The 24,062-nt window shown below is 70.4% G+C and carries 18 protein-coding genes; 8 read left to right on the top strand and 10 right to left on the bottom strand.

Annotated elements, in window-relative coordinates:
- Positions 1–26: 26 nt before the first annotated feature.
- On the bottom strand, positions 27–3,311 hold the full coding sequence (locus tag E1P53_RS19460) for an error-prone DNA polymerase (protein WP_131735230.1): 3,285 nt from the start codon (positions 3,309–3,311) through the stop codon (positions 27–29).
- 161 nt (positions 3,312–3,472) lie between these two features.
- On the opposite strand from E1P53_RS19460, the gene E1P53_RS19455 reads away from it, so the two are divergent.
- Positions 3,473–5,413, top strand: a complete 1,941-nt coding sequence (locus E1P53_RS19455) for an SDR family oxidoreductase (protein ID WP_131735229.1) — start codon at positions 3,473–3,475, stop codon at positions 5,411–5,413.
- On the top strand, positions 5,410–6,495 hold the full coding sequence (locus E1P53_RS19450; protein WP_131735228.1) for an alanine racemase: 1,086 nt from the start codon (positions 5,410–5,412) through the stop codon (positions 6,493–6,495). The genes E1P53_RS19455 and E1P53_RS19450 overlap by 4 nt, the downstream gene beginning before the upstream one ends.
- A gap of 20 nt (positions 6,496–6,515) precedes the next feature.
- On the opposite strand, the gene E1P53_RS19445 is transcribed toward E1P53_RS19450, so the two are convergent.
- The 3 genes from E1P53_RS19445 to E1P53_RS19435 all read right to left on the bottom strand — a co-directional run bounded on the left by E1P53_RS19445 (position 6,516) and on the right by E1P53_RS19435 (position 10,273).
- Entirely contained in the window at positions 6,516–8,102 is a 1,587-nt protein-coding gene (locus tag E1P53_RS19445) for a DNA polymerase Y family protein (RefSeq protein WP_131735227.1), read from the bottom strand.
- A 13-nt stretch (positions 8,103–8,115) separates the two neighbouring features.
- Entirely contained in the window at positions 8,116–8,889 is a 774-nt protein-coding gene (gene imuA' / locus E1P53_RS19440; RefSeq protein WP_131735226.1) for a DnaE2-dependent mutagenesis accessory factor ImuA', read from the bottom strand.
- A gap of 346 nt (positions 8,890–9,235) precedes the next feature.
- Positions 9,236–10,273: an Rv2578c family radical SAM protein gene (locus E1P53_RS19435; RefSeq protein ID WP_131735225.1), complete on the bottom strand. Its 1,038-nt coding sequence runs from the start codon at positions 10,271–10,273 to the stop codon at positions 9,236–9,238.
- Positions 10,274–10,351: 78 nt separating this feature from the next.
- Here E1P53_RS19435 and E1P53_RS19430 point away from each other — a divergent pair, with 78 nt between their 5' ends.
- A complete protein-coding gene (locus E1P53_RS19430) occupies positions 10,352–11,638 on the top strand; it encodes a serine/threonine-protein kinase (RefSeq protein WP_006900034.1) in 1,287 nt (428 codons plus the stop codon).
- A 75-nt stretch (positions 11,639–11,713) separates the two neighbouring features.
- Here E1P53_RS19430 and E1P53_RS19425 read toward each other — a convergent pair whose 3' ends face one another.
- Together E1P53_RS19425 and E1P53_RS19420 are read right to left on the bottom strand one after the other, a co-directional pair.
- Positions 11,714–12,439, bottom strand: coding sequence for a LuxR C-terminal-related transcriptional regulator (locus E1P53_RS19425; RefSeq protein ID WP_006900035.1), 726 nt, complete (start codon positions 12,437–12,439; stop codon positions 11,714–11,716).
- Positions 12,436–13,749 (bottom strand): ATP-binding protein, encoded by a 1,314-nt coding sequence (locus E1P53_RS19420; RefSeq protein ID WP_181954876.1) that lies wholly within the window; start codon positions 13,747–13,749, stop codon positions 12,436–12,438. Before E1P53_RS19420 ends, E1P53_RS19425 begins: the two co-directional genes overlap by 4 nt.
- A gap of 168 nt (positions 13,750–13,917) precedes the next feature.
- Here E1P53_RS19420 and E1P53_RS19415 point away from each other — a divergent pair, with 168 nt between their 5' ends.
- Positions 13,918–15,441, top strand: coding sequence for a PspC domain-containing protein (locus tag E1P53_RS19415; RefSeq protein WP_131735223.1), 1,524 nt, complete (start codon positions 13,918–13,920; stop codon positions 15,439–15,441).
- Positions 15,438–15,656, top strand: a complete 219-nt coding sequence (locus E1P53_RS19410) for a hypothetical protein (protein ID WP_006900038.1) — start codon at positions 15,438–15,440, stop codon at positions 15,654–15,656. Before E1P53_RS19415 ends, E1P53_RS19410 begins: the two co-directional genes overlap by 4 nt.
- Before the next feature lie 93 nt (positions 15,657–15,749).
- Here the strand turns inward: E1P53_RS19410 and guaA are convergent, their stop codons facing one another.
- Positions 15,750–17,342 carry a glutamine-hydrolyzing GMP synthase gene (gene guaA, locus E1P53_RS19405; RefSeq protein ID WP_131735222.1) on the bottom strand — a complete coding sequence of 531 codons (1,593 nt, stop codon included), beginning with the start codon at positions 17,340–17,342 and terminating at the stop codon, positions 15,750–15,752.
- A 48-nt stretch (positions 17,343–17,390) separates the two neighbouring features.
- Between guaA and E1P53_RS19400 the strand changes: the two genes are divergently transcribed.
- The 3 genes from E1P53_RS19400 to E1P53_RS19390 are packed head-to-tail and all read left to right on the top strand — an operon-like array spanning position 17,391 to position 19,301.
- The gene (locus E1P53_RS19400) at positions 17,391–18,008 is read left to right on the top strand and encodes a biotin transporter BioY (RefSeq protein WP_131735221.1); all 618 of its coding nucleotides are present in this window, start codon (positions 17,391–17,393) and stop codon (positions 18,006–18,008) included.
- A gap of 19 nt (positions 18,009–18,027) precedes the next feature.
- Entirely contained in the window at positions 18,028–18,702 is a 675-nt protein-coding gene (locus E1P53_RS19395) for an energy-coupling factor ABC transporter ATP-binding protein (protein ID WP_131735220.1), read from the top strand.
- Positions 18,699–19,301 carry an energy-coupling factor transporter transmembrane component T family protein gene (locus E1P53_RS19390; RefSeq protein WP_006900042.1) on the top strand — a complete coding sequence of 201 codons (603 nt, stop codon included), beginning with the start codon at positions 18,699–18,701 and terminating at the stop codon, positions 19,299–19,301. The genes E1P53_RS19395 and E1P53_RS19390 overlap by 4 nt, the downstream gene beginning before the upstream one ends.
- A 52-nt stretch (positions 19,302–19,353) precedes the next feature.
- Here the strand turns inward: E1P53_RS19390 and E1P53_RS19385 are convergent, their stop codons facing one another.
- From E1P53_RS19385 to guaB, 3 genes are all read right to left on the bottom strand, one after another.
- Positions 19,354–21,105 carry a GMC family oxidoreductase gene (locus tag E1P53_RS19385; protein WP_131735219.1) on the bottom strand — a complete coding sequence of 584 codons (1,752 nt, stop codon included), beginning with the start codon at positions 21,103–21,105 and terminating at the stop codon, positions 19,354–19,356.
- 99 nt (positions 21,106–21,204) lie between these two features.
- Positions 21,205–22,356: a GuaB3 family IMP dehydrogenase-related protein gene (locus tag E1P53_RS19380; protein ID WP_040526650.1), complete on the bottom strand. Its 1,152-nt coding sequence runs from the start codon at positions 22,354–22,356 to the stop codon at positions 21,205–21,207.
- A gap of 87 nt (positions 22,357–22,443) precedes the next feature.
- On the bottom strand, positions 22,444–23,955 hold the full coding sequence (guaB, locus tag E1P53_RS19375) for an IMP dehydrogenase (protein WP_109238791.1): 1,512 nt from the start codon (positions 23,953–23,955) through the stop codon (positions 22,444–22,446).
- Between the last annotated feature and the right edge of the window lie 107 nt (positions 23,956–24,062).

Below are 24,062 nucleotides of genomic sequence, written 5' to 3'. Positions count from 1 at the left end.
CGTCGACCCGGACACACTACGTGGGGTCACTGCCAGTCCCTGGATCTGGTCCCCACCCGAAGATCCATGCGCTGCAACCGATCTGCAACGACGGTCACAGCCCCCTCCGCGTTCTGCACCCGACCGCGCACGATCAGCGCCGGTGCGGTCTGCGCCAGTACACGGTACCGCGTCCAGAGACCCACGGAACACACCACATTGACCATGCCGGTCTCGTCCTCGAGATTGATGAAGGTCACCCCCGACGCCGTCGCCGGCCGCTGCCGGTGGGTCACCGCTCCCCCGACCAGAACCCGGGCGCCGTCGCGCACCGACAGCAGCCGGTCGGCCGGCAGGACCCCCATCGCGTCCAGGCGCGGACGCAGGAACTGCGTCGGATACGACTTCGGGGTGATGCCGGTGGCCCAGGCGTCGGTGGCGGACAGTTCGACGTCGGACAATCCGGGCAGCGTGGGAGTCGATGTCGCGGGCCGCAACCCGAGCTGGTCGTCGCGCACGGTGGCGGCGGCCCCGGCCTCCCACAGCGCCTGGCGCCGGCTGAGGCCGAAACAGTCGAAGGCGCCGGCACCGGCCAGTCCTTCGAGTTCTTTGGCGGTCAGCCCGGCGCGGCGGGAGACATCGGAGATATCGGTGTACGGCCCGTCGGCACGGCGGTCGACGATGCGCTGTGCCACCTCCGCACCGACCCCGCGCACCTCGTCGAGCCCGAGCCTCACATCGAGGCCCTCGTTCTCCAGGGTCGCGTGGGCGAGGGAGGCGTTGATGTCGGGCCGGTGGACGGCCACCCCATGCCGCCGGGCATCGGCGACCAGCGTCTGCGGCGAGTAGAAGCCCATGGGCTGCGCCCGCAGCAGCGCGGCGCAGAACGCGGCCGGATGGTGCAACTTGAACCACGACGAGTAGAAGACCAGTGACGCGAAGCTCTGCGAATGGCTCTCCGGGAAGCCGAAGTTCGCGAATGCGGCCATCTTCTCGAAGATGCGGTCGGCGGTGTCGCCGGTGATCCCGTGCAACCGTTCCATGCCCTCGTAGAAGCGCTTGCGCAGCCGCTCCATCTTCTCCGGCGACCGCTTGGAGCCCATCGCCCGGCGCAGCTGGTCGGCCTCCGATGCGTCGAAGCCGGCGACGTCGACGGCCAGCTGCATCAGCTGTTCCTGGAACAGCGGCACGCCCAGCGTGCGTTCGAGGGCCTTGTGCATCGACGGGTGTTCGACGGTCGGCGGCTCCTGCCCGTTGCGCCGTTTGATGTACGGGTGCACCGAGCCGCCCTGGATGGGACCGGGGCGGATGAGGGCCACCTCGACGACGAGGTCGTAGAAACAGCGCGGCTTCAGTCGCGGGAGGGTCGCCATCTGCGCCCGCGACTCCACCTGGAACACCCCCACCGAGTCGGCGCGGCAGAGCATCTCGTAGACGGCGGGTTCGGAGAGGTCCAGGGTCGCCAGGTCGACCTCGATCCCCTTGTGTTCGGCGACCAGGTCGATCGCGTAGTGCAGCGCCGACAGCATGCCCAGGCCCAGGAGGTCGAACTTCACCAGACCGATGGCCGCGCAGTCGTCCTTGTCCCACTGCAACACGCTGCGGTTCTCCATCCGCGCCCACTCGGTGGGGCAGACGTCGGCGATGGGCCGGTCGCAGATCACCATCCCGCCGGAGTGGATTCCCAGATGCCGTGGCATGCCGAGGATCTCGCCGGCGAGTTCGGCGACGTCGTCGGGTGCGGTGTCCGGCGATTTCGACCAGGCGTCCTGCTGACCGGGCGCGTAGCCGAGCGCACGCGCCATGTCGCGGATGGCCGACCGGCCGCGGTAGGTGATGACGTTGGCCACCTGCGCGCTGCGATCGCGCCCGTACCGGCGGTAGACGTACTGGATCGCCTCCTCGCGCCGGTCGGATTCGATGTCCACGTCGATGTCCGGGGGCCCGTCGCGCTCCGGGGCGAGGAACCGTTCGAACAGCAGCCCGTTGGCGACCGGGTCGACGTTGGTGATGCCGAGCGCGTAACAGACCGCGGAATTGGCCGCGCTCCCCCGGCCCTGGCACAGGATGTCGTTGGCCTTGCAGAAGTCGACGATGTCGGCGACGACGAGGAAGTAGCCGGGGAACGAGAGCGCCTCGATGATGACGAGTTCGTGTTCGATCTGCTGGTAGGCCTGCGGATGTTCGGCCGGCGTCCCGTATCGGCGACGTGCGCGCGTCATGGTCAGTTCTCGCAGCCAACTCGCCTCGGTGTGCCCCTCCGGGACGTCGAACGGCGGCAGCTGCGGTGCGATGAGGCCCAGCCGGAAGGCGCAGTCCGAGGCGATGCCGACCGCGTTGTCGATCGCGTCGAGGTGCGCGGGCATCAGCCGCGCCATCTCGTCGCCGCTGCGCAGGTGGGCACCGGCCACCCCGGGCATCCAGCCGCCGATGGTGTCGATGTCGGTGCGTGCGCGGACCGCGGCCATCGCCATCGCGAGCCGGCGGCGTCGGGGTGCGGCGAAGTGTGCGCCGGTGGTGGCCACGGTCGGTATGCCGGCACGGGCCGCGAGACCGGCGAGCACGGCGTTGCGCTCGTCGTCGTCGGGCAGCCCCTGCGCGGTGAGTTCGCAGACGACGTTGTCGCGACCGTAGATCTCGAGCATCTCCCGCAGCGCGATCTCCGCCGCCTGCTCCCCGCCGCGGTCGAGGGCGCGCCGGACCGCCCCCTTGCGGCATCCGGTGAGGATCAGCCAGTGCCCGTCACCGGCGCCGGCCAATGCGTCGCGGTCGTATCGCAGCAGCCCCTTCTCCCCTGCGACCATGTGCGCGTCGGCGATCGCGCGCGACAACCGCCGGTAGCCCTCGCCGTCGCGCGCGAGCACCAGCAGGTGCTCGCCCGGCGGATCGTTGTGCCCGGTCCGGGCGGCGTCGGGCTCCAGCGACAGCTCCGACCCGAATACCGTCGGCATCCCGAATTCCCTTGCCGCCTCGGCGAATCGGACGATGCCGTAGAAACCGTCGTGGTCGGTGATGGCCAGCGCCTCCAGACCGAGTCGCTGCGCCTCCTCCACCATCTCCTCCGGCATCGACGCGCCGTCGAGGAAGCTGTAGGCACTGTGCGCATGCAGTTCGGCGTAGGCCACCGACGACGCGCCGCGCGAGATGTCGGCGGCCTGGTAGGCGCCGCGCTTGCGCGACCACGCCGGGCTGTCGCTGCCGTCGCCCGGAAACATCGCGTGGTCGCTGTCGTCGGGGCCGAACTCCGTCCCCGGCCGACCGCCGCCGGGCGCCCGACCGGAGAGCACCCGCTCCATCTCCGACCACGTCGGAGGCCCCTGATCCCAGCCCACACCGACAGTCTATCGAACATGAGTTCGAATGGATATTCTCACCGAACCCATTGCACTGGCCCGATTTAGGTGTCACTCTGAGTACCAGACAGATTCCATCTCCTTCGGGGGGAGGGGACATCGAGCGGGACCTGGCGCCCGCGCATCACGATGGGATCACCATGACCAGCTACTTCATCACCGGAGGCAGCGGATTCATCGGTCGGCGTGTCATCGAGCGTCTTCTGACCGTCGACCCCGATGCGACCGTTCACGCACTCGTGCGCGAGTCGTCGCGGTCCGCCTTCACCGCCATGCTCGACGAACTCGGCGCGGGTGAGCGCGTGACACCCGTCGTCGGCGACCTGACCAGTCCGGGCCTCGGCATCGACCCGGCCGGGCTGCCCGACATCGACCACGTCGTCCACCTCGCCGCGATCTACGACATGGCCGCCGACGCCGAGTCGCAGCGAGAGGCCAACGTGCTCGGCACCTCGCGGGTCGCCGACTTCGCGATCGCCCGCGACGCACTCATGCACCACGTGTCGTCGATCGCAGTGGCCGGCGACCACCGCGGACGCTTCACCGAGGCCGATTTCGAGGTCGGCCAGGGTTTTCCGACGGCGTATCACCGCACGAAGTTCGAGGCCGAACGCGTCGTGCGCGAACGCGAGGGGCTGCGGTGGCGCGTGTACCGCCCGTCGATCGTGGTCGGCGACTCGCGGACCGGCGAGATGGACAAGATCGACGGCCCCTACTACTTCTTCGGGCATCTGGCGATGCTCGGCCGGCTGCCTCGTGTGCTGCGCCTGCCGATGCCGGATCTCGGCCGGCTCAACATGGTGCCGGTCGATTACGTCGCCGCCGCGATGGTCGCGCTGATCGCCGTGCAGCCGGATCGCAGCGGACTGGTGTTCCACCTCGGCGACACCCGGTCGTTGACGACCACCGAGATGTACAACGCCCTCGCCCCGGCGTTCGGCGCCCCCAAGGGATTCGACGCGGTCCCGCACCGCCTGGTCGAGCCCGTGCTGAACCTCTCCGGCATGGGGGCGGCCAAGGTGGGGCGCGATCTGATCGCCGCACAACAGGGCATCCCCGCCGCGGTGCTCGACGCGGTCTCGCTGCCGGTGGAGTTCTCTTCCGACGCCACGATCGCCGTCCTGCACGATCACGGCATCAGCGTGCCGGACTTCACCGAATACGCGCCCGGGCTGTGGCATTACTGGTCCCACCATCTCGACCGTTCGCGCAACCGGCGTCGCGATCCCCGCGGACCGCTGGTGGGCAAGAACATCCTCATCACCGGGGGTTCGAGCGGCATCGGCAAGGCGACCGCCCGCATGTGCGTCGCCCGCGGCGCCAACGTGATCATCGTGGCCCGCAACGCCGACGAACTCGACGCGGCGGTGGACGAACTGAATTCGACGACCAGCAAGCAGGGCATCCCGCCCGGGCGCGCGGTCGCCTACCGGTGCGACATCACCGACGAGGAGTCGGTCAACGCACTCGTCAAATCGGTGCTCGCCGAACACGATCACGTGGACGTGCTCGTCAACAATGCCGGGCGGTCGATCCGCCGCGCCGCGATCAACTCGGTGGACCGCGCCCACGACCACCACCGGGTCATGGCGGTCAACTACTTCGGGGCGGTGAATCTCACCCTCGGCCTGCTGCCGCACATGGTGGAACGCCAGTCCGGCCACATCGTGAACGTCACCTCGATTGCGGTGCAGTCCCGCGGGCCGCGGTTCGGCGCGTACGCGGCGTCGAAGGCGGCGCTGGAGGCGTTCGGCGACGTCACCGGGACCGAGACCGTGTCCGATCACGTGACGTTCAGCAATGTTCGTCTGCCGCTGGTCAAGACGCGGATGATCGAGCCGACCGAGGCCTACCGCGACCAGCCCGGGACCTGGGACGTCGACAAGGCCGCGGCACGCGTGCTGCACGCGATCGTCCACCGGCCCAAGCGCGTGAGTTCGGTGTTGGGTACGATCGCCGAGATCGGTCATCGGCTGACCCCGGAGCTGACCACCCGCATCCTGCACCAGGAGTACCTGCTGGTCGGCGAGTCGGCCGCGGCGATGGGCCGCCGCACCCGCACGGGTGGTCGCGACGCGTGATCGACACCCCGTACCTGGAGGTCGACGTCGACCGCCTGGACCGCAACCTCGCCGCGCTCGCGGCGTCGGCCCGCCGGGCCGGGGTCGACGTCCGGCCTCACGCCAAGACCCACAAGTGCGCCGAGATCGCACGCAGGCAGATCGATGCCGGCGCGGTCGGGCTGACGGTCGCGACCGTCGGGGAGGCCGAGGCCTTCGCCGACGCCGCAGGCATCACCGGCTGCACCGACCTGTTCATCGCATTCCCGCTGTGGGCCGGAGCGGAGAAGTCCGCCCGGCTCCGTGCACTGGCCGAGCGCGTGTCGCTGCGCATCGGCGTCGACTCCGTCGAGGGCGCACGGCATCTCGCCGGGTCGCTGGACTCGGCGCCGGTGCAGGTCCTCGTCGAGGTGGACTCCGGACAGCACCGCACCGGCACGGCGCCCGATCGGGCCGGCGAGGTCGCGGCCGCGGCGTCGGCCGCGGGACTCGACGTCATCGGGGTCTTCACCTTCCCCGGCCATTCGTACGGACCCGGCCAGACACGCCGCGCCGCGGCGGTCGCCGAGGTGGAGGCGCTGGCCGTCGCGGCCGAAAGCCTGCGCCGGGCCGGTGTCGAAGCGCGGGTGCGCAGCGGCGGCTCGACCCCCACGGTCGGCCTGCTCGGTGAGGTGGGGTCGGGTGTCCTCACCGAGATCCGGCCCGGGGTGTATCCCTTCAACGACGCCCAGCAGGTCGAGATCGGCTCCTGCGGTTTCGACGACGTCGCCCTCACCGCGGTGGCCACCGTCGTCCGACGCGACTGCCGGCGGATCGTCCTCGATTCGGGCAGCAAGATCCTCGGCGCGGACCGGGCCGCCTGGGCGACCGGGTACGGCCGGCTCCTCGACCACCCCGACGCCCGCATCGTGCAGCTGTCCGAGCATCATGCGGTGGTGGAGTTCGGGCCGGACACCCCGACCGACGACATCCCGCGTGTCGGGAGCCTCGTGCGAGTGGTGCCGAACCACGTCTGCAATGCGGTCAACCTGGTCGACGAGCTGATTGCGATCGACGGCGAGGACACCCGCTGGCCGGTGATCGCGCGGGGCCGCAACAGCTGACGCGGTATCGGCGGGGCGGTTCACTCGTACACCCCCTCGACGATCCACTCCCCTCCCCGATAACACAGCAGCAGCGCCCGAGAGTCGTCGAGCAGGACCTGTGCGCGTGCGACGAGACCGCCGGCCGCCGATCGATCGAGGTCGGCCGGCCACGGTCCCGCCCACCAGCTCAGACCCCAGCAGGCCGGGCGGCCACGCCCGGCGGACTCCGGCAGGCGGACGGTCACCGGCTCGGCCGAGAACGCGCCCCGCTCGGTCACCGTCACCGGACCGCCGGACGCGTCGAGCACGCAGATGGCGGTCTCCACCAGCACCGCCGGGGTGGGTTGCGGCAGGCTTCCCGGCCAGGGCGCCGACGGGTCGCGTTGCGGCGTGGGCTCGTCGCCGAGGGCGACCATGGTGATCCGCTCGGCGGGTCCGCGACCGCCGCTGAGCACCGGGATGCGGACCGCGTCGCCGCCCAGCAGGCCCTGGATGCGGACCAGGGAGCGTCGGGCGCGTTCCTCGGTGTCCGGGTCGTCGGCCCGGCCGTCGGAGATCTGATGGTGCAGGGCCCCGGCCTCGACGACCTCCACCGGTTCCAGCCGTAGCCGCACGATCGGGGAATCCGGCCGATCCTGCGTCCGCCTGCACCGCCCGCCGGTCAGCCAGCCCTCCAGCTGCCACCGGATGCGGTCCGCGGTCGACTCCGGCGTCAGCGGCTGTGCGCAGTGCCAGGTCCGCGAATGGTGTTGTCCGCGTTCGGTGGTCGCCTCGATGGTCAGACGCGTGCAGGCGACCGCGGCGTCACGCAATCGCCGGTGCAGTCTCTCCGCGAGCGTGCGGCCGATGAACGCGGCGACGTCGATCCGGTCGACCGGCGGGTCACAGGCGTGGTCGACGGTCAGCTCGGTGGGGACGTACCGGCCCGACGGCACGCGGCCGGGCAGCGCGTTGGCCAGCCGGTGCGCGACGACCGCATCCCGCGCGAATCGGGTCGCCACGTCGGTGATGTCCATGTCGGCGAAGGCGCCGATGGTGGAGATGCCCAGCCGCCGCAGCAGGTCGACCAGTTCCGTCCTGGACGGATCGGCGAGGCTCGGTTCGAGAGCGAGGTCGGCAATGGGCCGGTCGGCGAGGTAGGCCCGGTCACCGCCCGGGGGCACCTGGTGTCCGTGCCGGGCGGCGAGGACCGCGGTGAACACCTCGTCGGCGATGCCCACCTGCGATTCGATGCCGCAGGCCGACACCACGTCGACGAGTTCCTCGGCCAGCGCCTCGACGCCGCCGAAGTAGCGGGCCGCGCGATCACCGGGGATCACCACGAGCCCGGGTCGCAACACCTCGAGGGTCGGGATCAGCTCGGCCACCGCGGCCACCACCGGTTCGAACAGGCGGCGGTCGCGCCCCTCGTCGGCGGCCACGACGGTCATCTCCGGGCACACCGCCTGGGCCTGCCGCTTGCGCATGCCGCGCCGGACCCCGACCGCCCGTGCCGACGCCGAACAGGCGACGACCCGGTTGGCCGACAGCACCGCCACCGGATGCAGCGGCGGCAGGTCGGATTCCGCGGCCGCGGCCATGGCCGGCCAGTCCGGGCACCAGAGCGCGAGGGTGCGTCTGCTCATCGTCGTCATCCCGCTAGTTCGCGACGGCCAGAACCGGGCGGACGGCGGTCGTCGAGACCATCTCGACGGTGCGATCCGCCCCCTGTCCACGGACGACGAGCTCGACCTCGGTGCTCTGCGACTGCCGCCCCCGTCCCGATGCGGTGACCTGAAGGCGCATCCCGCCGATGCGCCCGTAGCCGCTGCGCGCCGAGTCGAGATCGGTGGGCGCCGACACCAGCGGCGCGTGCCGGTAGGTGAGCACGCGCGCGGAGATGCTCAGCTGCGCACCCGGCCATCCGGCGCCGGCGACCAGCAGGACCGACGACTGCTTGCGGACACGGCCGGCCACGACCCGGGCCCGCGACGGGGCGACCGAGTCCGTCCCCGAGCCCGTCGGCCCGAGCCGTCCGAGGACCACCAGGTCCATGCCGTCGAGCAGCACCGCGGCGACCTCGACCGGATCGGCCCCGGGCTCCGGGACGGTCGCGATGCGCGAGAGGTCGGCCCCCATCTCCACCGCCGACAGCAGGCTCAGCCGCGGCATCCCGACGATCCCGACCCTGCCACCGGCGCGGGTCACCGACGCGACGAGCGCCACCAGCAGCGAGTTGGCACCGTCGAACCGCGCGACGATGCCTCGCGGAATGCCGTTGTGCGGCAACACCTCCGACAGGGCTTCCGGGATCGGCAACACCCCTGCGGACGGATCACGGACCTCCACCGAGGACTGGTCGGGGCGTCCGGACATCGCCGCCAGGCGGCGACGCAGAACCGTCAGTTCATCGGCACGATCCGACACATCCATGACACTCTCCAGTCGCGTGGTGACACTCGAGCGAGCCGGGAAGTTGCTGCGCCATCTGCGTTGAACAGGTCGAACAGGTCTGGAAACGACCGTCGAGACCGAGGTCTCGCCGCAACGATCATTCGAACACCTTTTCGATACCCAGAGAGTAGGACCACCCACCGACAAGCGTCAAACATCGAGGACAGGACATCGGAGAACACGCGTAACATGTTGCACGGGAGCCTCTTTCGCCACATCCGACCCGCAGGGAGCACGAAATCGCGGGTTGTGGACGGGATCGCCGTTCGACGGCCGACGCCGCCCCAACCCGCAATCGGCCCCAAGCCCATACGGCCGGCAGGACTCAGAACAAGGTGAGCGCGTGCTGCAGTTCGGGAACGGCCACCGGGCCGAGCCGACCCGAATCCGGATCACCGCCCGCCTGCCGCAGACCACCCGATCCGGCGAGCCCGTGCTTGCGCACCAGCGGCTGCATGCGTTCGCGCAACCACGACGAGTACTCGGGGGTGACGTACGCCCCGCGGCCGTACAGCCCCCGATACCGGCGGATCAGCGCGGGATGCTCCTCGGCCAGCCACTCGAGGAACCACGGTTTCGTCGACGACCGCAGGTGAAGGGGAAACGCGGTCACCCCCGTCGCGCCGGCCTCGGCGAGCGCGCCGAGCAGTTCGTCGAGGTGCGCCTTCGAATCGGTCAGGTACGGCATGACAGGTGCGACCATCACATGCGGCGCGAGCCCGGCGTCGGCGAGATCACGGATGAGCGACAGCCGCGCCCGCGGCGACGGCGTCCCCGGCTCGATCCTCTTCTGCAGATCCGGGTCGACGATGGCCAGCGAGATCCCCACGCTCACCGGGACCTGCCCCGCGGCCTGCCGCAGCAGGGGCAGGTCACGCCGGATCAGGGTGCCCTTGGTGAGTATCGAGAACGGGGTCCGCGACTCGGCCAGCGCCCCGATCACCCCCGGCATGAGCCGGTAGCGACCCTCGGCTCGCTGGTAGGGGTCGGTGTTGGTGCCGAGCGCGACGGTCTCCCGCGTCCACGAGCGACGCCTGAGCTCCTTGCGCAACACCGCGGCCACGTTGAGCTTCACGACCACCTGCGAGTCGAAGTCCTCACCGGCGTCGAGATCGAGGTATTCGTGCGTGGGACGGGCGAAGCAGTACCGACACGCATGCGTACACCCTCGAAAGGTGTTGACGGTGAACCGAAACGGGAGATGCGATGCCTCCGGGACACGATTGAGCGCGCTCTTTGCCAGCACCTCGTGGAACGTGACACCCTCGAAATCCGGGGTCCGCACCGACCGCACGAGGCCGGAGCGGCTCAACCCGGGAAGCGCCCCGTCGTCGACCTCGACCGCCTGTTCGGACCATCGCATGAAACGAGTCGAACACATGTGCGAGAGAGCTGTCAAGCGCGCTGCCCGCCGGAACGGCCGCGCGGTTATCATCGCCGTATGCCACCGTCCCCCGGAGCCCACCACACGCCAGGTCCGCAGTACCTGGTGGCCGGCCGATACCGCCTGAAGTCGCGGATCGGCGGCGGCGGGATGGGCACGGTGTGGCTGGCCAGGGACCAGCTCCTCGACCGCGACGTCGCGGTCAAGCAGGTCGTCTCCACCGAGGGACTCACCGAGGACACCGCCGACAACATCCGCCGGCGCGCGATGCGCGAGGGTCGCATCGCGGCCAAGCTCTCCCACCGCAACGCGATCGCCATGCACGACGTCGCGCTCGACCGGGGCGAGCCCTGGCTGGTGATGGAGTACCTGCCGTCGCGCAGCGTCGCCCAGATCCTGCACGCCACAACGACCCTCACCCCCACCGAAGCCGCCCAGATCGGCGCGCAGGTGGCCGACGCGATGGTCGAGGCGCACGCCGCCGGCATCGTGCACCGCGACATCAAGCCGGGCAACATCCTCATCGCCGAGGGCGGGCGCAACGCGGGCCTGGTCAAGATCACCGACTTCGGCATCTCCCGGGCCAAGGACGACGTGTCGCTCACACAGACCGGCGTGATCACCGGCACACCTGCGTATTTCGCACCCGAGGTGGCCCGCGGCGCCGAGCCCTCGGAGGCCTCCGACGTCTACTCGCTGGGTGCCACGATCTACACGATGGTCGAGGGTCAACCGCCGTTCGGGGTCGACGACAACTCGATCGCGTTGCTGCACAAGGTCGCCAGGGCGCGCATCAACCCGATGAAGAACGCCGGAGAACTCGAGCCGGTCCTGCTGCGACTCCTCGAGCCGAGCCCCACCAAGCGGCCCACGATGGCCGAGGCCCGCGACATGCTGGCGTCCGTGGCCGCCGGCACGCGCGGCACTCGCGAGCAGGTGTTGACCGGGCTCATCACGCGGCCCGGCGCCGGCACCCCGGTGTGGGCGCAGCGCAGCGGCAACCGCTCGTCGACCACCGGCGGTCACCGCCCGGTCGGCGCGGCGACCCTGCTGCCCGACTCCCCGGCCGGCGACGCCGACCGCGCCTCGCGCGACATCCCGCAGACGCGCGAGGCGCACGCGCCGACGCTGATGTCGACCCCGCAGCCCTACTCGGTCCGGCAGCCGTACCCGGCGCCGCAGTATTCGACGCCCCGACCGCCCGCATACCCCGACCAGTCCCAGGGATGGGTGCGCCAGGCACGCGACACCGCCACGTCGAGCACGGCTCTGGCGGTGTCGATATTCGTGTTCTTCGCGGTGCTGGCCGTGCTGGTGGTGCTGCTGATCGCGCTCTGGCGGTGATCCCGGGGTGAGGTCGCCCCGGGGTCTCACACCAGGAACGAGCGCATTGCGCGCCGACTGCCCTCGGCAGTGGCGTCAGCCGATGTGACGCGTTGCGGCCCAACGTGTCAGCGCGTTGCGGTTGGACTGCTGGGTCTTGCGCAACACGTTGGAGGCGTGGGTCTCGACGGTCTTGATCGAGATGAACAGCTCCTCGGCGATCTCGCGGTAGGTGTACCCACGGGCGAGCAACCGCAGGACCTCGAGTTCGCGCCGTGTCAGCGAGTCGAGTTCGGGGTCGAGCGGCGGCTCGGGTGCCGTCGACTTGCCGGTGAACGAATCGAGCACGAACCCTGCCAGGCGCGGGCTGAACACCGCATCGCCCTCGGCGACGCGACGGACCGCGTCGGCCAGTTCCGAGCCGTCGATGGTCTTGGTGACGTAGCCGCGGGCGCCGGCACGGATCGTCGCGATGACGTCCTCGGCGGCGTCGGACACGCTGAGCGCCAGGAAGACCGGGGTTCTCTCCGAGTCGGGTCCCACGCGGTCGAGGACCCCGCGCAGCACCGCCACGCCGCCGCCGGCGGGCATGTGGACGTCGAGCAGCACCACGTCCGGACGTGCGGCGACGATGCCGTCGATCGCCTCGCCGACCGTGCCGGCCTCGCCGATCACGCGCAGCCCGGCCTCGTCGGCGAGTTCGGCGCGCACGCCGGAACGGAACACGGCGTGGTCGTCGACGAGGAACACCGTGTACATCGGCGGCGCGTCGGCCTCGGCGTCCGTGTGCGACGTGCTCGTGGGGAACTGTTCTCCGGTCATCTCACCTTCCGGTTGTCCGCTGGTTGTCGATCCGCCTGCGACTGCTCGGCCGTCCCCGCCCCGTCCTCGCCGGTCCCGGCAGGGACATCCGCGGCACGGGCACCCTCGGCGGGGGTCTCGAAGGCACTGCTCTCCTCGACCGGGACGCCGTCGCCGCGCGGCATCGTAAGCGCGACATTCGTCCCGCGGCCGGGGGTCGAGGTGATTCGCGACCGCCCGCCGACGCGTTCCATGCGTGCACGGATCGACTTGTCGATGCCCTGGCGGTCCTCGTCGACCAGCTCGGGGTCGAAGCCCTTCCCGCGGTCGCGCACGTAGACCTCGACCTGCTCGTCGGTGACCTCGCAGTAGACGTCGACACTGCGCTCGCCGGAATGCTTGGCGGCGTTCACGAGCGCCTCGCGCGTCGCACCCGCGAGCGCGGACCAGCGTTTCGCGTCGCGGGCGTCGCTGGGCCTCAGGTCGCCGACGGTGATGACCTCGACCTCGATGCCGTAGGCGTCCTCGACCTCGGCGCCCACGCTGCGGATCGCGGCGGCGAGCGAGCCACGCTGCTGTGCCGGGTCACCGAACAGCCAGGCGCGCAACTCGCGCTCCTGGCTGCGGGCGAGCCGGGCCACCTCCTCGGGCCGATGCGCCTTCTTCTGGATCAGCGCGAGCGTCTGCAGCACCGAATCATGAAGGTGCGAGGCGATCTCCTCGCGTTCGGCGTTGCGGATCCGGGCCGCCCGCTCCTCGTTGAGGGTGCGCCACATACGCATCCACAGCGGAACGGTCAGCAGGACGACGCCGATCAGCGTCGCCACCACCGCCAGGATCGTCGTGTTGAGCCCGCCGAAGCTGCGGTCGCCGGCGACGACGATCACCACCAGTCCGCCGACGACGAGCACGACGCCGCCCACCAGCCGCGTCCACGTCAGCAGCGGCGTGCGCGGGGTCCGGTGGGAACTGTCGAACTCGCGCCAGACCAGGCTCGCGCCGATGGCGACGAACACGAACGGGACCAGGTATTCCGCCGGCGTCCCCGACGCGGCGAAACCGACCACCGACATCGCCACCAGGCCCAGCACCGCCAGGCCGAGCGACTGGCGACGCTCCCCCGGCGCAGGCGGTTCGGTGTCCTTTCCGGGCGGGCAGAAGAACCACAGCAGACCGTAGGCCGCCACGCCCGCGCCGGCGAGCGCCGCGAGGACGACGAAGACGATCCGGACCCGGAAGACGTCGACTCCCAGATGGTCGGCTATACCGCCCGCCACACCGGCGATCACGCGGCCGCCGTCCCTGCGCACCAGGCGCGGGACAGGCTCCACCTCCGTTCGAGTCACACCTCGATGTTCCCATGTTCGTCAGAGCGCGGCATCGGGGTTCACCCCCGATTCCCCGCCGCGGCCCTCAGGGTCGCCGGCCTGCCCCCGACCCCGGATCGGTGCAAAATCAGGGATTCTCCCCGATGTGCCCGGGGTGTGGGAGAGAGCACGATGACTGGCATGGACACCAAGGAGTTCCAGAGTCAGCTCACACAGATGTGGGCAACCCGCCCCGTCCGGCCGGAGAACCGCACCGTCGCCGGCGTGTGCAGCGGCATCGCCGCCCGTTACCGCGTCGATCCCACCCTCGTGAAGGTCGCGTTCGTGGTGTCCGCGCTCTTCGGCGGCAGCGGTCTGATCCTCTACCTCGCGGGCTGGGTCGCCTTCCCCAGCGCCAACCGCGCCCGCAACCAGGCCCTGCGCGAGCCGGCGTCGACCGGGCGGCAGGACGGGGGCCGCGGTCGCGGGCTCCACAATCCGCAGGTCCTTTTGCTCATCGTGCTCGCGATCGTCGTGATCACCTCGATCGGCCCCAACCGCACGTGGGGCTCGGGCGGGATAGTCGGCGCGATCCTGATGCTCGGCGGGTGGTTCCTGCTGTACCAGCGCACGCCCCGGCCGCCGGCCGGCACCAGCATCGACACGGTGACCGCCCTCGCCGACGTCGTGGTCCCGCCGCCGACGGCGGGCCAGTTCGAACGCTGGGTGCCGCGCGCCATGAGCGGCACGGCCGCCGTCAGCCCCGCCGCGACGGGTGCGGGTTCGCCCACCGTCGACATGCGGAAGGCCTCCGCGGCGTCGGGCACCGGCACGCCGAACGCCGATTCATCACCCGAGACCCCCTCTGACACGGCCACTTCGAAGGAGAACGGCGTGACGGACAACCCGACGAGCAGGATCGATCTGCACAAGAGCACGGCCGACGCCCCCGGTGCGTCGACGACCGGCATCTCGACCGCCGACCGCTGGACGCCGCCGGCGACACCGACCCCGGCCTACGACGAGATCGACGCCAAGCCGCCGTCGTGGGACCCGCTGGGCGCCGCTCCGTTCGCATGGGATCTCCCCGAGCCCTCATCCCCGGAACCGCCGCCCGTGCCGACCCGGCGCCGCCGGTCACCGCTCACGCTGGTGGTGCTCGGTCTCGCGGTGATCGTCGGCGCCATCGGCGCCGCCCTCAACCAGAGCGGAGTCGACTGGTTCACCGTCCCGCGCATCCTGTCGATGTGCCTCGCCGTGGTCGGCGTCGGTCTGGTCGTCGCCTCGCTGATGCGCCGCCGCACCGGTGAACACAGCACCGGGCTGGTGCCGGTCGCCATCCTGCTGGGCATCGCGACGATCGTCACCACGGCCGCGAGCGGGATCGCCGTCCCCGAGGGCGGGGTCGGCGACCGCACGTGGAAGCCGTTGACGGAGAACGACATCCAATCCGAGTACCGCCTCGGGGTCGGGGAGATGACGCTGGACCTGCGGGAGGTCGATCTCACCTCGGACCGGCGCGTGGAGCTGCGCAACGGCATGGGCGTGATCGAGGTGCTCGTCGGAGACGACATGAACGTCCGCGCCAGCTGCAACACGGGGATCGGCAACATCACCTGCCCGAGCGGTCTCGACGGCGGACGTGACGGCACCGACGGCCCGGTCCTGGAGATCGACGCACACACCGGAATGGGAGAGGTCAAGGTCCTGCGATGAACGACGGCACCCACGACGAGACCATGAACCGCGAATCCACCCACCGCGCACCGGGCCTGGGAATCCTCGGAGTCATCGCGCTCGCGGTGGCCGCTTGGGGCCTCGCGGGCGGCCCGTCACTCCCCGACGCCGCCGACCTCGGCTGGATCGCCGTCGGCGTCGGCGTCCTGATCGGCCTGGTCCTCATCGTCTCCGGGGCACGGGCGCGCTGCTGATCGAGGCTCCCGACGACTCGGCGAGGGGAAACGGAAAAGCGTCAGGGCCGGCGAGATCTCGCCGGCCCTGACGCTTTCGTCATGCGGAGCGCGTCACTCCCACTCGATGGTGCCCGGCGGCTTGCTCGTCACGTCGAGAACGACTCGGTTGACGTCGGGGACCTCGTTGGTGATGCGCGTGGAGATGGTCTCGAGCACCTCGTAGGGCACCCGGGTCCAGTCCGCGGTCATGGCGTCCTCGCTGGAGACCGGGCGCAACACAATCGGGTGGCCGTAGGTGCGGCCGTCGCCCTGCACGCCCACGCTGCGGACGTCGGCGAGCAGCACCACGGGGCACTGCCAGATCTGGCTGTCGAGACCGGCCGCGGTGAGCTCCTCGCGGGCGATGAGGTCGGCCTTGCGGAGCGTCTCCAGACGGTCCGCGGTCACCTCGCCGACGATGCGGATCGCCAGGCCCGGCCCCGGGAACGGCTGGCGGGCGACGATCTCCTCGGGCAGGCCGAGCTCGCGGCCCACCGCGCGGACCTCGTCCTTGAACAGCAGGCGCAGCGGCTCGACGAGCGTGAACTCGAGGTCCTCGGGCAGTCCGCCGACGTTGTGGTGGCTCTTGATGTTCGCGGTGCCGCTGCCGCCGCCGGACTCCACCACGTCCGGGTACAGCGTGCCCTGGACGAGGAACTCGACCTTCTCGCCGGCCTCGGCCTCTTCGCCGAGCACCTCGCTCACCGCACCCTCGAAGGCGCGGATGAACTCGCGGCCGATGATCTTGCGCTTGGCCTCGGGGTCGGTGACGCCCGACAGCTCGCGCAGGAAGGTCTCCTCGGCGTCGACGGTGACGAGCTTGGCGCCGGTCGCGTTGACGAAGTCGTGCTGGACCTGTTCGCGCTCACCGGCCCGCAGCAGGCCGTGGTCGACGAAGACACAGGTCAGCCGGTCGCCGATGGCCCGCTGGACCAGTGCGGCCGCCACCGCGGAGTCGACACCGCCGGACAGGCCGCAGATGGCCCGGCCGTCGCCGATCTGGTCGGCGACGGCGTCGATGAGCGCGTCGGCGATGTTGGCGGCGGTCCAGGTGGCCTCCAGGCCTGCGACCTCGTAGAGGAAGCGCGTGAGGACCTGCTGGCCGTGCGGGGTGTGCAGCACCTCGGGGTGGTACTGGACTCCGGCCATCCGGCGCTCGAGGTTCTCGAAGGCCGCGACCGGCGCCCCCGGCGTCGAACCGGTGACGGTGAAGCCTTCCGGGGGACGCTGCACGGCGTCGTTGTGGCTCATCCAGACCGGCTGGGTGTCGGAGAGACCCTGGTGCAGGATGCCCTCACCGTTGAGGCTCAGTGTGGTCCGGCCGAACTCGCGGCCGCCGGTGTTGGCGACCTCGCCGCCGAGCTTTGCGGCCATCGCCTGAAAGCCGTAGCAGATGCCGAACACGGGGACGTCGAGGTCGAGGAGTTCCGCGTCGAGGCCGGGCGCGTCCTCGGCGTACACCGACGCCGGTCCGCCCGAGAGGATGATCGCGACCGGATCCTTCGCCTTGATCTCCTCGATCGGGGCGTCGTGCGGGACCACCTCGGAGTAGATCCGGGCCTCACGCACTCTCCGGGCGATCAGCTGCGCGTACTGCGCTCCGAAGTCGACTACGAGAACGGGCCGGGGGCCCTCGAGGAAATCCTCTGCTGAAGAATCTGTCACCCGGTCGAGTCTAACGGGCGCCACGACGTGAAATACTTCGACACCGACATGACTGAATCCGCCAGCACCCCCGCCCGGTCGTCGGCGATCGCCGACCTCGCCCAGGTCGCCGTCTTCGCCGCCCTGATCGCCGCCCTGGGCCTGCCCGGGACCATCAACATCGGCACCAGCGGCGTGCCGATCACCTTCCAGACGCTCGGCGTGATGCTGGCCGGCGCGATCCTCGGACCGCGCAAGGGCACCCTCGCGGTGGTGCTGTTCATGGTTCTCGCGATCGCCGGCCTGCCGATCCTCTCCGGCGGCCGCAACGGACTGACCGCGCTCTCCTCTCCCACCGCCGGATACTTCGTCGGCTTCCTGCCCGCCGTCATCGTGATCGGCGTGCTCACCGCGCTGATGCTCGGCGTCGGCTCCCGGCCCCGCTACCACGTGCTGTGGGGCATCGCGATCAACGCCGTGGGCGGCATGGCGGTGATCTACCTGTGCGGTGTCATCGGCCTGGTCATCCGCACCGACCTGACCGTCTGGGCGGCGATCACCTCCAACGGCCCGTTCATCATCGGCGACGTCATCAAGGTCGTGGTGGCCGCGCTCGTCGCCGCGCAGGTCCATCGCGGACGGCCCGGACTCATCGAGCCGTGGCGTCTGCAACGCGCCCGCGGCTGATCGCGCCCGGTCCGCGCCGATGATCGAGTTCCGCAACGTCTCGCACTCCTACAACGATCGCGTCGTGCTGCGTGACGTCTCGTTGTCTCTCGCCGAGCGCCGCATCGGCATCGTCGGGGCCAACGGCAGCGGCAAGTCGACGCTGGCACGGATGATCAACGCGCTCGTGGTGCCCGAATCGGGCACGGTCGTCGTCGACGGGATCGACGTGGCCCGACACAAGCGCGAGGTCCGGCGACGCGTCGGGTTCATCTTCTCCGACCCCGACCGGCAGATCATCATGCCGACGGTCATCGAGGACATCGAGCTGTCGTTGCGCCGCACCGACCTCGGCAAGAAGGAGCGTGCCGCCCGCGCCCGCGAGGTGCTGGCCCGCTTCGGACTCGACGAGCACGCCGACCATCCCGCGCAGCGTTTGTCCGGCGGGCAGAAGCAGTTGCTGGCGCTCGCGTCGATCTTCGTGACCGACCCGTCGATCATCGTCGCCGACGAGCCGACGACGCTGCTGGACCTGCGCAACACCCGGATGCTGACCGACGTCTTCGCGACGCTCGACGAGCAGCTGATCGTCGTCAGCCACGATCTCGACATCCTCGACGACTTCGACCGCGTCCTCGTGATCGACGACGGACGCGTGGTCGCCGACGACGCACCGGCCCCGGCGCTCCGCTTCTACCGGGAGCTGATGTCGTGAATGTCCTCGGCGTCTACCGTCCGGGCAACACGCTGCTCCACCGGTTGTCGCCGGGCGTGAAGTTCGTCGCCATGGGCGTGATCATCCTGGTCATGTCGCTGACCGTGCGCACCCTGCCCGCCCTCGGTGCGGCCACGGCCGGCGTCGCGGCGATCTTCGCACTCGGCGGCATCGGACCGCTCGAGGCCTGGCGCCAGTTGCGGCCGCTGCTGTGGATGCTGGCGTTCATCTTCGTCTTCCAGGTGATCTTCACCGACTGGCAGCGCGCGCTCGTGGTGTGCGGGCTGCTGGCGCTGTCGGTCGCCCTGGCGACCGTCGTCACGCTGACGACGCGCACCACCGACATGCTCGACGCGATCGTCCGCGGGCTGCGTCCGCTCGGCCGTCTGGGCGTCCGGACCGATCTCGTCGCCCTCGCGATGGCCCTCACGATCCGTTCCATCCCGTTGATGGTCGAGGTGGTGCGCGAGGTCGACGAGGCGCGCAAGGCCCGCGGGCTCCGACCGGGTCCGCGCATCCTCGTCGCGCCCGTGGTGCTCGCCGCGCTGCGCACCGCCGACGGGTTCGCCGACACCCTCACCGCGCGCGGCCTGGACTAGCGATTCGTAGAAGAAGTGCGCGCCATGTCCCCACTTCTTCTACGAAATCCCGTCAGGCGGGCCGGTTCACCGGGGTGATCGGCAGCCGCAGCGCGCCGGGCGCGTCCGCCGGGACGACCGGCGCGACGGGCGCGCTGGGTGCGATGCGCCGGTAGGCCTCCCCCTGCGCGGGCCGACGATCCTGCTCACCCTTGTTGGGCCACAACGCGATCGCGCGCTCGGCCTGGGCGCAGATCGTCAGCGACGGGTTCACGCCGAGGTTCGCCGAGACCGAGGCGCCGTCGGTGACGTGCAGGGTCGGGTAGTTCCACACGCGGTGGTAGGGATCGATGACGCCGTCGGCCGGGTTGTCGGAGATCGCGCAGCCACCGAGGTAGTGGGCGGTCAGCGGCATGTTGAGGATGTCGCCCCACGTGCCGCCGGCGATGCCGCGGTTCATCTTGGCCGCGATGCGACGGGTCGCCTCGTTGCCCTTGGGAATCCACGTCGGGTTGGGTTCACCGTGCCCCTGCTTGCTGGTGACGAAGCGCAGCGGGCCCAACTTCTTCACGTAGGTGGTCAGCGAGTTGTTGTTGTTCTGCATCACCAGGGCGATGACGGTGCGCTCGCTCCACCGGCGCACGACGAGCAGACGCACGAGCAGGAACGGGTTCTTCGCGACCTGCCTGAGGAACTGCCCGAACCGGTTGCGCCGGGTGCCGCCGTCGGTCAGCAGCGTCTGCAGGTAGGCGATCGCGTTGGAGCCCTTGCCATATCGCACCGGTTCGATGTGCGTGTTGGGTTCCGGGTAGAACGACGACGTGATCGCCACACCGCGCGAGTAGTCGTGCTCGGGATCGACGCGCGAACCCATGGCACCGAGGATCGACTCGGAGTTGGTGCGCGTCAGCCGGCCCATCGCGTCCGAGATGTGCGGCAGCGTCGTGCATTTCGCATGATGCAGCAGACGCTGGGTGTTGAACGTGCCCGCGGCGAGGATCACCTGGTCGGCGGTGAACACCCGGCGCCGGCGCCCGATCGGTCCCCACGACGACGAGTGGTGGGCGCCGACCTCCCACGAGCCGTCGGGACGCTGGACCAGCGAGTCCACGGTGGTGCGGTCGATGATGGTGGCGCCGTTGCGTTCTGCGAGACCGAGGTAGTTCTTCATCAGGGTGTTCTTGGCGCCGACGCGGCATCCGGTCATGCAGGCACCGCACTCGGTACACGCCGTGCGCTCCGGACCGGCGCCGCCGAAGTACGGGTCGGGCACCGTCTCGCCCGGTTGCCCCTGCAGGCCGGTCTTGGCGCCGAAGAAGACGCCGACCGGCGTGGGGGTCACGGTGTCTCCGACGCCCATCTGCTCGGCGACCTCGGCGATTATGCGGTCGGAGTCGGTCACCGTCGGGTTGGTGACCACGCCCAGCATCCGGCGTGCCTGGTCGTAGTACGGGCCGAGCTCGTCCTCCCAGTCGGTGATGTGGCTCCACTGCGGGTCGGTGAAGAACGGCGTCGGCGGCTTGTAGAGCGTGTTGGCGTAGTTGAGCGAGCCCCCGCCCACGCCGGCGCCCGCCAGGATCATCACGTCCTTGAGGGCGTGGATGCGCTGGATGCCGTACAGCCCGAGCTTGGGCGCCCACAGCCAACGATTGAGACGCCAGCTGGTCTTGGCGAACTCGTCGTCCTCGAAGCGACGGCCCGCCTCGATCACCCCGACGCGGTACCCCTTCTCCACCAGACGCAGCGCACTGACGCTGCCGCCGAAACCGGAGCCCACGATGAGGACGTCGAAGTCCGTGGCACTGGATCGCTTCTTCGCACGCATGACGACCATACTAATGGCCATTGTCACAAAGGATGACGCCGGTCACCCTTCGGCGCGCATACGCGTCGTCCCGACTCCGCGGGACGCCGGTGGAGGCGCTCAGGCGCGGACCGACAGCCCGACCTTCTGGAACTCCTTGAGGTCACAGTAACCCGCCTTGGCCATCGCGCGACGCAGGGCGCCGACGTAGTTGAGCTCGCCGAACGGATCGTCGGACGGACCGACGAGGACGCGCTCGAGGCTCGGGCGGTCGTCGTCGACCGCGACCTGCAGGAGCGAGCCGCGCGGAGTGTCGGGATGCGCGGCCGCCGACGGCCAGTACCAGCCGCGGCCCGGTGCCGACGCGCACGCCGCCAGCGGAGTGCCGAGCACCGCGGCGTCGGCACCGCAGGCGATGGCCTTCACCAGGTCGCCCGAGGTGTGGATGTCGCCGTCGGCGATCACGTGCACATAGCGGCCGCCGGTCTCGTCGAGGTAGTCGCGACGTGCCGCCGCAGCGTCGGCGATCGCCGTGGCCATCGGCACGCCGATGCCCAGGACCTCGCCGGTGGTGGTCGCGCCGGCCGCCGAGCCGTAGCCGACGATCACGCCGGCCGCACCGGTGCGCATCAGGTGCAGCGCGGTGCGATGGTCGTGGACGCCGCCGGCGATCACCGGGATGTCGAGCTCGGCGATGAACGTCTTGAGGTTGAGCGGCTCGCGCGGGCTGCCGTCGCCCTGCGCCACATGCTCGGCCGAGATGATCGTGCCGTGCACGACGAGGATCTCGACGCCGGCCGAGAGCAACGCCGGGGTGAGCTCCGGGGCGTGCTGCGGGCTGACCCGCACCGCGGTGGTGACACCGGCCTCGCGCACCTGTGCGACCGCCTGGCCGAGCAGCTCGGGATCGAGCGGCGCGGCGTGCAGCTTCTGCAGGTGGCGCACGGCCGCATACGGGTCCGGGTCGTCGGCTGCGATGGCGACCAGCTCGGCGAGCTTGTCCTCGACGTCGCGGTGCCGCGCCCACAGGCCCTCGCCGTTGATGACACCGAGTGCGCCGAGCTTGCCGAGCTCGACGGCGACCGCCGGCGACACCAGCGCATCGGTCGGGTGACTCAGGATCGGCGACTCGAACCGGTAGGCGTCGATCTGCCAGGCCGTCGAGACATCCTTGGACGAGCGGGTCCGACGGGACGGGACGATGCTGATGTCGTCCAGCTCGTAGGTCCGTCGGGCCGTCCGGCCCATGCCGATTTCGACGAGGTCACGCACCACTGCGCCTTTCTGCGGAGTTCAGCTGCACATCGACCCTACGGCGTTCCCGGTCGGCGGATGCGACCGGGAACCCCGCGGGAGACGTCAGCGGGAATAGTAGTTGGGTGCCTCGGTGGTCAGGGTGATGTCGTGCGGATGCGACTCCTTGAGCCCCGCGGCCGTGATCTGGACGAAGCGGGCCTTCTGCAGTTCGGTGATCGTCGACGACCCGGTGTACCCCATCGCCGCACGCAGGCCGCCGACGAGCTGGTGGATCACCTCGTTGAGCGCGCCGCGGAACGGCACCCGTCCCTCGATACCCTCCGGGACGAGCTTCTCCTCCTTGAGGACGTCGTCCTGGAAGTAGCGGTCCTTGGAGTACGACTTGCCCTGTCCGCGGCCCTGCATCGCGCCGAGCGAACCCATGCCGCGGTAGCTCTTGTACTGCTTGCCGTTGACGAGGACCAGCTCGCCCGGGGCCTCGGCGGTGCCGGCGAGCAGCGAGCCGAGCATCGCGGTCGACGCACCGGCCGCGAGCGCCTTGGCGATGTCGCCGGAGTACTGCAGGCCGCCGTCGGCGATCACCGGCACACCGGCCTTGTGGCACACCGCCGCGGCCTCGAGGATCGCGGTGATCTGCGGGGCGCCCACACCGGCGACGACGCGGGTGGTGCAGATCGAGCCGGGACCGACACCGACCTTCACCGCGTCCGCGCCGGCATCGACGAGCGCCTGGGCGGCCTCGCGGGTGGCGACGTTGCCGCCGACCACGTCGACGCGGTCGCCGACCTCGGCCTTGAGCTTGGCGACCATGTCGAGCACGAGCCGGTTGTGGGCGTGCGCGGTGTCGACGATGATCACGTCGACACCGGCGTCGACGAGCGCCATCGCACGGTCCCATTGCGGGCCGCCGGTGCCCACGGCCGCGGCGACGAGCAGACGGCCGTCGGAGTCCTTGGTGGCGTTCGGGTGCTGCTCGGTCTTGACGAAGTCCTTGACGGTGATCAGACCGGTCAGGCGGCCGTTGCCGTCGACGATCGGGAGCTTCTCGATCTTGTTGCGGCGCAACAGTCCCAGTGCGGCCTCGGCCGAGACGCCCTCCTGGGCGGTGATCAGCGGGGCCTTGGTCATCACCTCGGCGACCGGACGGTTCTGGTCGACCTCGAAACGCATGTCCCGGTTGGTGATGATGCCGACCAGCTCGCCCTTGTCGTCGACGACGGGCAGGCCGGAGATCCGGTAACGCGCACACATCGCGTCGACCTCGGCGAGAGTGTGGGTCGGCGAGCAGGTGACCGGGTCGGTGACCATGCCGGCCTCGGACCGCTTGACGGTCTCGACCTGCGAGGCCTGCGCCTCGATGGAGAGGTTGCGGTGCAGCACGCCCATGCCGCCGGCGCGCGCCATCGCGATCGCCATGCGAGACTCGGTGACGGTGTCCATAGCAGAGCTCACCAGGGGCACCTTCAGGGTCACGTTCTTCGTCACCCGCGAGGAGGTGTCCACCTCACTCGGGATCACGTCCGAGGCCGAGGGCAGCAACAGGACGTCGTCGAAGGTCAGGCCGAGCATCGCGACCTTGCCGGGATCGTCTCCACCGGTACGAACATGCGTCATCGGTCCATCGTATCGACTCGGCCGATGCGGCGATCGTCACACGTGCCGAAGGCCTCCGACGAGACGGGTTCCCCCTGGTTCTCGCCGCGTCGTGACACCGTCCGCAC

Source organism: Gordonia paraffinivorans (assembly GCF_900683595.1).
GTDB lineage: Bacteria > Actinomycetota > Actinomycetes > Mycobacteriales > Mycobacteriaceae > Gordonia > Gordonia paraffinivorans.
The sequence above is the reverse complement of the archived record's forward strand: the minus strand, read 5'-3'. Positions and strand labels throughout refer to the sequence as shown.

Excerpts from the sequence above, each read along its gene's own strand:
- E1P53_RS19455 (WP_131735229.1), top strand. The coding sequence starts at position 3,473 with ATGACCAGCTACTTCATCACCGGAGGCAGCGGATTCATCGGTCGGCGT.
- E1P53_RS19445 (WP_131735227.1), bottom strand. The coding sequence starts at position 8,102 with ATGAGCAGACGCACCCTCGCGCTCTGGTGCCCGGACTGGCCGGCCATG.
- imuA' (WP_131735226.1), bottom strand. The coding sequence starts at position 8,889 with ATGGATGTGTCGGATCGTGCCGATGAACTGACGGTTCTGCGTCGCCGC.
- E1P53_RS19435 (WP_131735225.1), bottom strand. The coding sequence starts at position 10,273 with ATGCGATGGTCCGAACAGGCGGTCGAGGTCGACGACGGGGCGCTTCCC.
- E1P53_RS19430 (WP_006900034.1), top strand. The coding sequence starts at position 10,352 with ATGCCACCGTCCCCCGGAGCCCACCACACGCCAGGTCCGCAGTACCTG.
- E1P53_RS19425 (WP_006900035.1), bottom strand. The coding sequence starts at position 12,439 with ATGACCGGAGAACAGTTCCCCACGAGCACGTCGCACACGGACGCCGAG.
- E1P53_RS19415 (WP_131735223.1), top strand. The coding sequence starts at position 13,918 with ATGACTGGCATGGACACCAAGGAGTTCCAGAGTCAGCTCACACAGATG.
- E1P53_RS19410 (WP_006900038.1), top strand. The coding sequence starts at position 15,438 with ATGAACGACGGCACCCACGACGAGACCATGAACCGCGAATCCACCCAC.
- E1P53_RS19400 (WP_131735221.1), top strand. The coding sequence starts at position 17,391 with ATGACTGAATCCGCCAGCACCCCCGCCCGGTCGTCGGCGATCGCCGAC.
- E1P53_RS19395 (WP_131735220.1), top strand. The coding sequence starts at position 18,028 with ATGATCGAGTTCCGCAACGTCTCGCACTCCTACAACGATCGCGTCGTG.
- E1P53_RS19385 (WP_131735219.1), bottom strand. The coding sequence starts at position 21,105 with ATGCGTGCGAAGAAGCGATCCAGTGCCACGGACTTCGACGTCCTCATC.
- guaB (WP_109238791.1), bottom strand. The coding sequence starts at position 23,955 with ATGACGCATGTTCGTACCGGTGGAGACGATCCCGGCAAGGTCGCGATG.